The organism is Methanomicrobium mobile BP, from assembly GCF_000711215.1.
Classification (GTDB): Archaea; Halobacteriota; Methanomicrobia; order Methanomicrobiales; family Methanomicrobiaceae; genus Methanomicrobium; species Methanomicrobium mobile.
In genome coordinates, this window is sequence record NZ_JOMF01000005.1 from 75128 (window position 1) to 88256 (window position 13129).

A 13129-nucleotide genomic window follows, 5' to 3' on the forward strand; every position below is an offset into this window, starting at 1 on the left:
AGAAGAATCAGAGAAGGAGAGCCTTGGATGCAGCCGGAAGAACGGGCAAGAGAAAAAATCGACAAACAGCTGAAAAATGCGGGATGGAACATAGTCCCGCGTGACGAGTATATTCCCTATGATACCGTTGCCGTAAAAGAGGCTCTCATGAAGGGAAATACCGAGAGCGATTATCTTCTTTTTGTCGATAACAAGGCAATCGCCGTTTTGGAAGCCAAGCGCGAAGAAAATGCGCTCGGGGATGATGTGGAAAATCAGGCGGAAGGGTATGCGCATAATCCGCAGAAATGGTACGGATTATGGTTTGATAAACTGATTCCGCTTGTCTACCTTGCAAACGGCAACAAGATATTTTTCAAGAATATGCTTAATCCCGATTCCGATTATGAGGAAATCTCCGAGATGCATTCTCCGAAGAAGATGCTCAAACTGATTGGAAAGTTGTCGGAGACGGAATACGGTGCTCTGCCTTATCTTGACAGACGCGGTCTGAGGGATTGTCAGTATGAGGCGGAAATAAATCTGGAACAGTCCTTAAAGCGCGGGCTGAAGAGAAATCTGGCTGTTCTTGCTACGGGAGCGGGTAAGACTTATCTTGCCTGCCTTGCCTCATACAGACTTTTGAACTATACATCGACAAAGCGGGTTCTCTTCCTTGTTGACAGAAATAATCTTGCAAGACAGACCGAATCGGAGTTCAGTACCTTTGACAAAACAGAGCGTCAGCAGACCATGAGCAATCTGTATCTTGTCAAGCGGCTTAGAAGAGAGTCGGATATTGATGCTGATATTGTAATCTCAACGATACAGAAACTTTTTGCGGTTCTTACGGGTCAACAACTTGTCGAAGGGGATGAGGATGCCGAGGATGAAAATGCAAATACGGATAACGACAGAAACGCAAATGAGGCGATTCGGCTCGGTAATAATCTGATACTGTCGCCTGATTATTTCCAATTCATAGTCGTTGATGAATGCCACAGGTCAATTTATGGTGAGTGGAGAGCCGTGCTTGATTACTTTAGGGATGCAATAATTCTCGGGCTTACGGCGACACCGACACCCGAAGCGGTAGCATTTTTCAATAATAACATAATCGAGAACTATACATACGAAAGATCCGTGGTTGACGGCGTTAATGTGCCGTCAAGAATATATCGTATTGCTACCGAGATAACGGAAAACGGCGGTACCATAGAAGCGGGTTCAAAAGTTGTCGAGACATCGCGCAAGACCGGACATTCAAATACATATTCGGCTGATAATGATATTGATTATTCCGCGGGAGATGTTGATCATTCGGTCATAAACCGCGATCAGATACGAAAAGTCCTTACGGCGTATAAAGATGCCATATATACCGAACTATATCCAGAAAGGGAGAAAAAATGGGAGTATATTCCTAAGACTCTTATCTTCGCCAAGGATGATGACCATGCGACTCGGATTGTCGAGATCGCAAGGGAGGTTTTTGCGCCCGAGTTTGACGGCAATGTTCCCGAGCATTTCGTGCAGAAGATTACCTATTCGGCAGGGGATTCGAATGTGCTTATTCGCGATCTTCGCGTTGAGAAGGATTTCCGTATTGCGGTCACCGTGACGCTTGTGGCAACGGGAACGGATGTAAAGCCTCTTGAGGTCGTTCTTTTCATGCGGGATGTCAAGTCCGAAGTTCTCTATACACAGATGAGGGGGCGCGGATGTCGTACTATCGGCGATGATAAACTTCGCGAGGTTACTCCGAATGCCGATACAAAGGAGTGCTATTACATAGTGGATGCCGTCGGTGTAACGGAGAATGAGAAGTCTTTCCAAGGCATCGGCAGTCACAGGTCACAGAAACCGAGTCTTGAGCATGTTCTTGAGCATCTGTCACACGGGGAAGTAAGCGACGAATTTCTGACATATCTTCGTGATTACTGTTCGTCGGTGCATCGCCGTTACGAGAACAATACGATGTTCGGGAATCATCTTACCGAGTTTGTAAACGAATTCGGATATTCACCGCGTAATATCGCAAACAGGATTCAGGACGCATTTGAGAGAGGCATTCTTCCCGTATATGTAAGCCCGTCGGGGGATAATGCCGCAAGAATCGATCTTATTGCGGTTCTGCTGAACAATATTTCCGCCCGTAAGAAACTTATTGAGATGCAGAAGGGTTATTCGCTAACCATACAGGATGATGATACGGTAATTTATTCGGGATTCTCTCAGGAGACCGCACGGTCATATATTGAGAGTTTCGAAAAATATCTTATGGATAACCGTGATTTCATTGAGGCACTGCGCATTATCTATAACTCCGAGGATACAGTCATTACTCATAATATGCTTGTTGAACTCCGTGAGAGCCTGCTGTCCGAAAACAGACAGTATGTTGCCGAACAGATTTGGAAGAATTACAAGGTTCTTGATGCGGACGGAAACGTCGATGAACTTGATGTAAAACAGAACGCGAAAGCCCTTACCAATCTGATTCAGATTGTGCGGTATGCATACAGGAAGAATCAAAGACTGACCAGTCTTACTGCGGGATATGTGCCGAGGTTCAATCTGTACTGCGGACAGATTCAGCGTAATCTTACGGATGAACAGGTCGATATTATGAGGCAGATTGCCGAATATATAATCAATGACGGTGCAATTTCGGCTAACGAACTGAATGAGTTCGATGCCGACCTGTGGCGCAGGGGCATACAGAGTTTCACTCCGTCGGTATTGAACAGCGAAATGCAGACACTTGCACGATTTATGTTAAGGGCGGCTTAATTTATGGCAGATCAAAAGAGCGAGGCGGCGCTTGTCAAAAAGGTAAAGGATATCGCGAATGTGATGGCATCCGCGGGCGTAGGTTTTACGGATTACATAACTCAGCTTACCTATATCCTTTTTCTGAAGATGGATGCGGAGAAAGAGGAACTCGGTCTGGGCAGTTCCATCCCCGACGGCTACAAATGGAAGGATGTCGCGGGTTTAAGCGGAGAAGACCTTGTCGAGAAGTATGAGGAGATTCTGAGTGATCTTTCCGAGGAAGAGGGTCTTATCGGTACAATATTTACAAAGGCGATCAACAAGATTGACCGTCCCGCGATGCTCAAAAAGGTCTTTCAGATGGTCGGCGACGAAAACTGGTACATGATGGACGGCGACCTTAAAGGCGCTATCTATGAACGTATTCTGGAAGATAACGGGCAGGATAAGAAAAGCGGCGCGGGACAATACTTCACTCCCCGCGCTCTCATCAACGCCATCGTGGACGTTGTCGATCCAAAGATAACCGAGACCGTTGCCGATCCCTGTTGCGGTACGGGCGGTTTTCTTCTCGCGGCATATGACCATATGCGGGTTCAGAGCAGGGATATCGAGAAACAGAAATTCCTTAAGAACAGCGCTCTTTTCGGCGCGGACATAACGCCGCTTGTGGTGACTCTCGGCTCAATGAATCTCTTCCTTCACGATATCGGCGTGAACCGAAGTCCGATTACTCTCCGCGATTCACTCATCGAGACCACGGATGATCTCTATCAGGTGGTCATGACGAATCCGCCGTTCGGAACAAGACCGCAGGGCAGCGTTGAGGTCTATGCAAACCGCCCCGAGTTCGTAAAGACCTCGGATAATCAGGTGAACTTCCTTCAGCATATCATGTCGATTGTGAAGACCGGCGGTCGTGCGGCTGTGGTTCTTCCCGACAGCGTTCTCACGGATCAGGGTTCGACTGCGCAGGTTCGCGAGATTCTGATGAAGAATTACAACCTTCACACGATTCTCAGACTGCCGACAGGGATATTCTACGCCAACGGCGTTAAAACCAATGTCATATTTTTCGAGAAAGGAAAGCCGACAAAGGACATCTGGGTTTACGACTATCGCACGGGCATAAAGCATACTCTGGCGACAAATCCTCTGAAACGTGCCGACTTCGACGAGTTTGTAGAGTGCTACCGTTCGGGACATCAGCAGGACAGAAAGCCGACATACAGCGAGGAGAACCCTAACGGGCGCTGGAGACACTTCTCCGAAGATGAAGTAAAGAATGCGGACACACTCGACTTTAAGTGGATTGACCTTGAGGTGAAGGATGAGCGCACAATACAGGAAGTTCTGAACGATATGCAGGCGGAGTCCGACGGCATTTCAGAGGCTGTATTAAAACTTAAAAAACTGCTCGGGGATATCGATTTATGATTGATACCGAGGCATTGAGGAAAAAGGTCTTAGACCTTGCTATACAGGGAAAACTGACCGAACAACTTCCTTCGGACGGTAATGCCGAAGAACTGTATGCCAAGATACAGGAAGAGAAAGCGCGGCTCATAAAAGAAGGAAAAATAAAGAAGGAAAAGCCTTTACCCGCGATTACGGAAAAAGAGATACCGTTTGAGATTCCTATGAATTGGAAATGGGTAAGATTAGCTTCAATTTATGAAATAAATCCAAAAGTTGAGGCTGATAATACGATAGAAGCGGCGTTTATACCTATGGAAAAAATCTCGCAGGGTTTCATTAGAGATTTTTCTTATGACATACAGGATTGGGGAACTGCTTCTAAGAATCATACGAAGTTTCAGAACGATGATGTAGCGTTTGCAAAAATAACTCCTTGTTTTGAGAATAGGAAATCGTTTATTGCTAAGAATCTTCCCAATGGTATAGGTGGAGGAACAACAGAATTAATCATACTGCGCCAGAAACATGTCCTTCCCGAGTACACATACTACATTGTAATTTCACAGAGATTTATCGATGCAGGTTATTCATCATATAAAGGAGATGTAGGACAGCAAAGGGTAAAATCTGATACAATAAATCAGTTTTTAGTTCCTTTACCACCTTTATCAGAACAGAAAAGAATTGCTGATAAAATAGATGCAATTTTTTCTCAAATTGACATAATTGATGATCTTCAGTCCAAATACATCAAAGACAGTGCAGTATTGAAAAACAAAATTCTCGATGCGGCAATACAGGGCAAACTTGTAGAGCAGAGAGCCGAAGAAGGCACTGCGGAAGAACTCTATCGGCAGATTCAGTCCGAGAAGAATGAACTAATCAAAGAAGGCAGGTTTAAGAAAGAGAAGCCGCTTGCCGAGATTACCGAGAAAGAAATTCCATTTGACATTCCAGAGAGTTGGAAATGGGTAAGGTTAGGGGAACTCATTAAGATTAATTCGGGAATGGGTTTGACATCAAATAAGATGAAAAAAGGTGATATTCCCGTGTATGGGGGAAATGGTGTTGTTGGATACCATAATGAAGCTTTAGTTAATGAAGAAACGATAGTTATAGGACGAGTAGGATTTTATTGTGGTAGTGTTCATGTCACTCCCTCAAAGGCATGGATAACTGATAATGCATTCATTACCAAATATCCAAAAGAGTATATTGATCGTGATTTTTTAGTCTATGTCTTGAAAAGCATGGATCTTGGTCAAAAGAACAACGGTTCGGCACAACCCGTAGTATCTGGTAAAAAAATATACCCTATGCTGTTCCCACTCCCGCCCCTCGCCGAACAGCGCCGCATTGTTGCCAAGATTGAGGAACTTCTTCCGCTGTGTGAAAGGCTTGCGGAATGCAGGGAAAAGGCGTAATCTTTTTTTTTTGAATTTTGAAGAACTGTTACGAACTTTGAAAAACTTTTGAAATACTTTTGAAAAATCGTAAAATCACGAAAAAACAGCGGATCTGAGGGGATTCGAACCCCTGGCATCCGGGTTAGAAGCCCGGCGCTATATCCAGGCTAAGCCACAGATCCATAGCGCATGACCGAAGTCTCAATTAAGACTGCCTCAAGTCTTGCCTTACTATATTGGGGATTATCGCATATTAAACTTGTCACATCGCAATTTCGGATAAAAAAGCGGGAGGCATTATAAGGCATCAGGCGGCGTTATGCGGCATAACGGTATCGGATTATCCCGCACCTTGCCCCTCCGACGCGGCATCCGAACGCCCGCATGCCTTTGACACGCTTTTTTCGATACGCTTTTCAGATCCCTTTCTGCCCTTATCGCCCTTTCTGCCCTTTCGGTTATCCCGCGTGGTATACCGAGGAACGTATTACATCCACAATCGTGGGCTTTTCCCAATCGCAGCCTTCCACGCACTTAGCCGAAGTCTTATCGACATACTGCACCTTGACGCGGGCTGTCATGCGCTCTTTCTCCTCGCAGTAGTGCAGCGGCGCATACTCCGTCATCCTCTTCATCCCGATTGAAACGCTGATAACGTTCACCACGATACCCGGGTCGCCGACCGAGAGATCATCCTCGTTGATCTCCGTCATAAAGATATGATCCCCGGGGAGCACATCGATAAGCGTAATGATATTGTGTGCGCTCTGAAGCTCAATCGTCCGCGGCTTGCCTTTTTTAAGCTCGGCGATAACCGCCGCCGAGATACCCGTCAATGCATTAATCTTCATCTATCTCACCCGTACATCGGAAGATGCTCAATCTTCGGCGCTTCGTTCTCCTCTTCCTTACCGCTGACCTGCTCGGCAATCCTCTGCATCGATTCCTCGATATTCTCCGCCTCGGCAAGAAGTCTGTCGACCGGAATATCGAAATCGTATGTGCCGTTAACGATCTCCAGAACGGAGACGGCGGAACGCGGATCGGGAATATTCACGGTCTCCCCGAGAAGACCTATCGCCGGAATACCCCTCGCACGGCACTCCAGAAGGATGCTTCCCGCCATTCCCGAGATGCTCCCCATCGGCAGGACATTCACGAGATCCCGTATCGCCGCTATGCTCTTATCGTCGCTGCCGACGCCGAAGACACGTTTCTCTCCCGAATTAGTCACCATACCCGCGACAACCGTCACATCCTTTATCTTATACTGCGAAAACCAGTCAAGGAGCGCCTGAGTAAGGTCATAGCAGTCCTCCGGCGGAATCGGAATCTCCGAGACTACCGCAACGCAGTTATCCTTCCCGTAGATTCGAAGCGGCGATGCGATAACGCCGTCAACCATCATCGCAACCGGCGGAAACATCCGTCCCGTAATACCTCCGAGATACTTGTATTTCAGTGAATCGACGAGGAATTGAACGGCGATGCTGCCGACAAGTCCGCTCCCGGGAAAACCGAAGAAGACGGTAATATCCTCCGAAGCCGGCGCTTCCGAGATAATTCGTATATCATCATCCATATTTCTGCCTCCAATCTTTAGGTAACTACCAATTCGATTATAATTTATATATTGCTGTCGTTACGTGCCCGCGGCTTTGCACCCCCATCCCCTCAAACGCCGTTCAATACAAAAAACATTAAAGTAAAGCCCGTAAATTAATACATATGCAGGAATATTCGATCAAACGAGGATTCAAGGACGGACTTGCGGACAGAGCAAAAGACGGGCTCGTAAAATATTTTGACACCGAGCCTGAGGTCAAAGGCGGTCACTTCTCAATCAGTTTCGGCTCGTTCACCCTCCTTGAAGCATGGATCAACGACAAAGGCAACATGTTCGTCGTCGACACCGTCTCGGACGCCAAACTCTACGAGACCCACAGCGAAGAGGAAGCCGACAAGATTGTCCTCGACACGAACAAGAGATTCAGAGGATATCTCGAATATGTCACGGGCTACAACACCAAAGAGAGAAAGAAGAAGGCAACCGACGCCGTGAAAGGCGCAGACTGAACATAAAAATTTCAATTTTCTTTTTTCAATTTTTTAAAACCGGTTTCTGAAAAATATAAAAGAGTAAATTTGAGATTAGGACGGAAAATCCGTCACTCAATCAGTATTGCCGGCTTGAAGGGCAGTGCCTGACGCGCTTTCGGATGAGAGGACTCGTCCGACTTCACAATCTTGACCTTAAGACCGTATTCGCGCTCGAGGAAGCCGACCGCCGACTCGAAGACCTTAGCCTCGCTGACATCGTTCTTCTCGATAAGTCCGACAAGGTCGGGCGGCAGGCGGTGAATCAGCGTCGTAATCTGCTTTGTCGCATCCGTCGCCTCTTTGCCGCGCTTCTTCATCTCTTCGTCCTTCATGATAAGACCGATGACATTGTTTCTGTCCTCGGCATTTGCAATCTTCCTGAAGAGACCGTATTTCCACTCCGGCGCTACAAAGAGCGTAATCGACGAAGCCTTCTCGATCTCGATGAGCTTGATAATCGACTCGATATCCTCCGTCGTCCTTATGAGAAGCTCCTCGGCAAGCTCGACAGGCTCGTCGACCTTGGACTCGTCCGCCGTCGGCCACTGCGCAAACGCGATGTTTCCGCTGTTGCCGGTGAACTCCCAGAGGTTTTGACACGTGAACGGGATAAACGGCGCAAGAAGCCTTATCCAGACGCTGTTAACCTCCTTTAAGACCGCGGAACCCGTAACGCCTTCGGGGAGGCGGCGGCGGTACCACTTGAGATCGGAATCGATGCCGAAATAAGCCTCCTGAAGTGCCTGACGGGTCTGGAAGAGCTGTAATGCCTCATCCGTCTTCTTAACCCTCTCCTGAAGCCTCGAGATGAGCCACTTGTCGATATCGCAGCTGCCGCTCGCATCGTTGCCCTCGGTCACCGTGGTGTGGAATCTCTCGATCTGCTTCTTCGTCGCCGTAACAAGCTCCTTTCTCCAGTCGAAATCCTGCCAGGGCTCGGCACTGCCGACAAGGAACATCCTCACCGTATCCGCACCGAGATCGCGGACCGCATCTTCGAGCAGGAAGACATTGCCCTTCGACGAGGACATCTTTGCGCCCTCGAGCAGACCCATGCCGAAGACGACCATACCCTTGGGCTGGAGGTTCTCGGGGAAGAGAGCCTTGTGGTGGAAGAGCTGGAAGGTCAGGTGATTCGAGATAAGATCCTTTGCCGAGAATCTGAAATCGTACGGATACCAGTACAGGAACTCCTTCCTCAGATCCTCCGCCGTCTCCTTCGGAATCGGCAGATTGTCCGGGCTGCCTTCGCCGCGGTAGACATAGTCGAAGACCTCGGGCGTGAGCTTCTCCGGCTCAATTTGAAGCAGCTTGTGTGCGATGGTGTAGAACGCCATGTAGATGGTCGAATCCGAGAGCGGCTCGACGAGCCAGTTCTTGTCGAACGGCATCCTCGTTCCCAGACCGATTCTTCTCGAACATGCCCAGTCCTTAAGCCAGTCGATAGTCCTCTCGAACTCCGTCCTGACCTCGGGCGGAACAAGCTCGACCCTGTTGAGCTGCTCGTGAATCTGCTTCTTCCATGCCTCGTCGCTGTACTGCAGGAACCACTGATCCTTGAGAATCTTGACGAAGACGCGGCTTCCGCAGCGGCACATCACATTGTGGTTGTCGAAATCATACATTATGATTGAACCGTACTTCTCGCGCATAAGCTCCGCATACTCTTCGCGGGCAATCTTGACCGGCTTGCCGCCGTACTGCGGGAACATCTTTCCGCTCGAGAACTCCGCGCTGTAGACCTCCTGTGTCAGCGTCTCCATACCCGGGTCGTTCTGGTCGGCGATACCCGAGCGCTCGACCGCATCCTTTGCGGGGAACTGACCGAATCCCGGGACCGTGATAAGCGCAATCGGGGTAATGTCCGTATATTTGCCCTGCTTCTGAAGGTCGCGGAGTGCGATGTAGTCAAACGGCGCATGGGCGGGGACGCTCATCACGATACCCGTCGCCATGTCGGGATCGACGAACTCCGCCGGAAGAACGGGCACGCTGCCGCACATGTGGTGGTTCATCTTCTGGTCGATGAGTTCGCTGCCCTTGATCTCGCCCTCTTCCTTAACCTCGTGCTCCTGAAGCGAGAGCTTGTGTGCCGCTTCGGGTGATAAAATCCACTTCTCGCCGTCGAGAAGCACCTTCTTGTAGGTAACGTTCGGGTTGACCCAGAGATTTGTCACACCGTATGTCGTCTCGGGGCGCAGGGTCGCGCAGGGCACCTTGTATTCTCCCCATGTGAACATAACCAGCGTATATTTGACAATCTCCGCCTTCTCACCCTCGAGCAGATCGTGGTCGCCTACGGGGTTGTCGCACTGCGGACAGAACTTGACGGGGTGCGCACCCTTTCTGACGCGGTTCTGCTCGTAGAGGTGCTTGTACTGCCACTCGATGAACTTGCTGTACTGCGGGTAAACCGTGGTAAACCTGCGTCTCCAGTCGATTGAAAGACCGCAGCTGCTCATCACGCGCTCGTATTCGTCGCTGAAATACTTCACAATCTCGGTCGGCTCGGTAAAGCGGTTAAGGACATCCTGCGGAACGCGATATAAGTCGCGGTAGAGCTTGATTGTCTTCTCGTCGCCTCTGGCAATCCTCTTGGAGATACCGATAACCGGCGAACCCGTAACGTGGAAAGCCATCGGGAAGAGGACATGACGACCCTGCATTCTCCTGTATCTCGCGATTACGTCGGGAGCAATATATGTCCTTCCGTGACCGACGTGCATAGCGCCGCTGGGATAAGGGTAAGCGACGTTGATATAGAATTTATCGGCGCCGTCCTTGGGATCAGCCTCGAAGGCATGTTTCCATTCCCGACAGTATTTTTCTTCGTACTCTTTCATCTCAAATTTACTCATAATTCACTTCCGGTGATGATGTAAATCTCGGATATTTATTTTGGATCTTTAAAAATATATGATTAATCGGATCAATGACCTCGAATGACTGATCATACGGGTCTGAGTCTGATCTCTTCACCGTCATTGTAACGGCGAATCATCTCCATCGCTATACTGTTGTTCTTCGACATGTGAATCTCGCCCATGTCGTTGACCGTCGCGGTAAAGAGATACTCCTTGCCGCCGAAGACATCCACAATCTTGCCTCTGTATTCTCTTGCGGTAATCATGAGATTCTTCTTGTCAATCTTTATCTCGACGCCGTTTTCCGTGACGCCGCCCGTAGTGCCGTCAAGATCGATTGAGGGCGAGAGATCGTAGTCGTTCGATACCGAAGGCGCCGACCTCGCAAGCTCGCTTCTCGGGCGGATATCGATACCGATACTGAGTTTGTTCACGATTGCCGCGACATTCTTTCCGCCCTTTCCGATGGCGGCAGGGACATCCTTGTCGTCTATGTAGACAACCGCCTTGTTCTCGTTCTGCATCTTCACGTCTACGGAGCCGTTCGTGAATCTTCCGATCTCCCTCTGAATGTCGCGTTCGACGAGTTTCATCGAGATATCCTCTTCGTCTTCCTCAATCGGCAGCGACTGCTGGGAACTGTCCTCCCGGCTCTGCACGGTCACGGACTGCGACTGCATCGACTGTGACTGCATCGGCTGAGAGGCAGGCTCTTCATCCTCCGTGAACCTGACGACAATCGACTCGCCGTCATATCTGAATATCTCGGACTCCGCCTGACCCGTCTCGGTGTTGATGACCGAGATAACCGGTCTTGCCGGCAGTTCGTCGTTGTCGTCGGGAAGGCTGTCGGGCACCCTGAATTCGAACTTCAGGTCATAGATATTGGCGATATCTCCGTCTTTGACGGCGATAATCGTATCAATCACCTGCGAGAGCACGCCGAACTCCGTCTTCGACATGAATCTGAAGAGAGCGTCGTGTGCACTGCCCGCGTGGACGACACCCACGACGCCGACACCCGCAAGGCGAAGCTCGGAGTAAACATTGAAATCCGAGCATTTTCTCAGTTCGTCGAAGATGACATGGTCTGGGCGCATCATGAGAAGAATCTCGGATGTGTTCTCCATACTGCCGTCAAGCTCGCCGTACTGCGTTATCTTATCGGGAACGAAGAGATCTCTCGAGGACTCCATCGTCTTGACCGAGCAGCCCTTGTCGGCAAGGTAGACCGCGATGCTCTGCGCAACGCTCGTCTTTCCCGTGCCCGGCTTGCCGACTACGAGGATACCCTTTCTGCCGCCGTCGAGAAGTTTCTTTACAGCGGCGCATTTCCTGTAGTCGCTTAAGGAGCAGTCGCGGTTCGGTCTTGCCGCGATGATCTCCATGCCGTCCGAGAACGGTCTTCTGCATATGGACACCCTCATGGCGCCGATCTGCACAACGGTGACGCCGCGCTTCTCAATCTCGATAAATCCGTCGGGACTGCGTCTGGCGCGTTCGAGAATCTCCTGTGCGATGCGCTTTAACTCATATTCGGAGAGAACATTCTCGGAAAGACTGACAAGGCTGTTGTTATTCGGCGTGCCTTTCCTTGCGTAAGGCTTCGCGCGCTCTTTCAGCCATACGCAGAGGGTGTTTTCATCGAAATATTTCTCTATTGTAAGCGGTGAAAAGTTCTCCGTCTGCGGTTTTAAGTATAATACGTCAAGCCCTTTCGCTTTTGCGACCTCGGACTGCACGAAGTCGCTGGTGATGAACTTTGCGTCATCGCACTGAAGCGCGACCTTCCTTATGAGTGCGTCGATCTCGCCGCCGCTGGCAAGTTTGACCTGGTCGAGACTGGGTCTTTCGCCCTGATATTTGAGTTCTATTATTCCTTCTTCTGCGAGCTTTGAAAGTTCCTGAAGCTCGATAAGGCCGCTGAATCCTATTTCACGTCCCTGGTTGGCCTGTGCTTCAAGTTCTGCTATTACGGCCTCCGGAACAATTATTGTGGCCCCTTTATATTCACCCGACTCCTGTATCATCGAGGTGATGCGTCCGTCTATTATGACGCTGGTATCTGGTATAAGTTTCATACAAAACCTCCCTTTTATATAATGTATTCAATCCCTAATTAGATCGATCCCTAATTGGAATCTCCGTATACTTTTGCCGGATCGAAAACCTTCTCTCCGACATCCTCTCCTTCGAGCGTTCTGTAAAAACAGCTCATGTGACCCGTGTGGCATGCGCCGCCCTTCTGCCTTACCTGATAGAGGAGCGTATCGCAGTCGCAGTCGACAAGGATGCGGACTATCTCCTGAATATGCCCGCTCTCCTCGCCCTTCTTCCACATCTTCCGGCGGCTCCGCGAGTAGAAGTGCGCACAGCCCGTCCGAATCGTCTCGAGGACGGCGGCTTCATCCGACCATGCCGTCATGAGAACCTCTTTTGTTCCCGCGTCCTGAACGACGACGGTCACAAGCCCGTTCTTATCGTATTTTATCTCCGAGAGGAGCGGCAGTTCCTTAAAGCTGCCGCATTTGTCGTATTTGTCGTTTTTGTCGCATTTGCCGTTATCATCCGTTTTAGTTTTATCGT

At 49.4% G+C, this 13129-nt stretch carries 9 protein-coding genes and 1 tRNA gene; 4 read left to right on the top strand and 6 right to left on the bottom strand.

Features of this window, described 5'->3' with window-relative positions; genetic code table 11:
* Nucleotides 1–27: 27 nt before the first annotated feature.
* The 3 genes from T502_RS02640 to T502_RS02650 are packed head-to-tail and all read left to right on the top strand — an operon-like array spanning nucleotide 28 to nucleotide 5597.
* Entirely contained in the window at nucleotides 28–2772 is a 2745-nt protein-coding gene (locus T502_RS02640; RefSeq protein WP_042705578.1) for a type I restriction endonuclease subunit R, read from the top strand.
* A 3-nt stretch (nucleotides 2773–2775) separates the two neighbouring features.
* Nucleotides 2776–4191 carry a class I SAM-dependent DNA methyltransferase gene (locus T502_RS02645; RefSeq protein ID WP_042705579.1) on the top strand — a complete coding sequence of 472 codons (1416 nt, stop codon included), beginning with the start codon at nucleotides 2776–2778 and terminating at the stop codon, nucleotides 4189–4191.
* On the top strand, nucleotides 4188–5597 hold the full coding sequence (locus tag T502_RS02650; RefSeq protein ID WP_042705580.1) for a restriction endonuclease subunit S: 1410 nt from the start codon (nucleotides 4188–4190) through the stop codon (nucleotides 5595–5597). The genes T502_RS02645 and T502_RS02650 overlap by 4 nt, the downstream gene beginning before the upstream one ends.
* A gap of 89 nt (nucleotides 5598–5686) precedes the next feature.
* Here the strand turns inward: T502_RS02650 and T502_RS02655 are convergent.
* The 3 genes from T502_RS02655 to T502_RS02665 all read right to left on the bottom strand — a co-directional run bounded on the left by T502_RS02655 (nucleotide 5687) and on the right by T502_RS02665 (nucleotide 7161).
* Nucleotides 5687–5761: transfer RNA gene (locus T502_RS02655), tRNA-Arg, on the bottom strand.
* Nucleotides 5762–6037: 276 nt separating this feature from the next.
* Complete coding sequence (locus tag T502_RS02660) at nucleotides 6038–6430, bottom strand: DUF473 domain-containing protein (RefSeq protein ID WP_042705581.1); 393 nt, start codon at nucleotides 6428–6430, stop codon at nucleotides 6038–6040.
* Between the two features lie 5 nt (nucleotides 6431–6435).
* A complete protein-coding gene (locus tag T502_RS02665) occupies nucleotides 6436–7161 on the bottom strand; it encodes a proteasome assembly chaperone family protein (protein ID WP_042705582.1) in 726 nt (241 codons plus the stop codon).
* A 146-nt stretch (nucleotides 7162–7307) separates the two neighbouring features.
* Between T502_RS02665 and T502_RS02670 the strand changes: the two genes are divergently transcribed.
* Nucleotides 7308–7655, top strand: coding sequence for a DUF5611 family protein (locus T502_RS02670; protein ID WP_042705583.1), 348 nt, complete (start codon nucleotides 7308–7310; stop codon nucleotides 7653–7655).
* Between the two features lie 92 nt (nucleotides 7656–7747).
* On the opposite strand, the gene leuS is transcribed toward T502_RS02670, so the two are convergent.
* The 3 genes from leuS to hisI form a co-directional block, all read right to left on the bottom strand.
* Entirely contained in the window at nucleotides 7748–10537 is a 2790-nt protein-coding gene (gene leuS, locus T502_RS02675) for a leucine--tRNA ligase (RefSeq protein WP_042705584.1), read from the bottom strand.
* Nucleotides 10538–10629: 92 nt separating this feature from the next.
* Complete coding sequence (locus T502_RS02680; RefSeq protein WP_042705585.1) at nucleotides 10630–12624, bottom strand: PINc/VapC family ATPase; 1995 nt, start codon at nucleotides 12622–12624, stop codon at nucleotides 10630–10632.
* A 50-nt stretch (nucleotides 12625–12674) separates the two neighbouring features.
* Nucleotides 12675–13052: a phosphoribosyl-AMP cyclohydrolase gene (gene hisI, locus T502_RS02685; protein ID WP_042705822.1), complete on the bottom strand. Its 378-nt coding sequence runs from the start codon at nucleotides 13050–13052 to the stop codon at nucleotides 12675–12677.
* Nucleotides 13053–13129 lie beyond the last annotated feature (77 nt).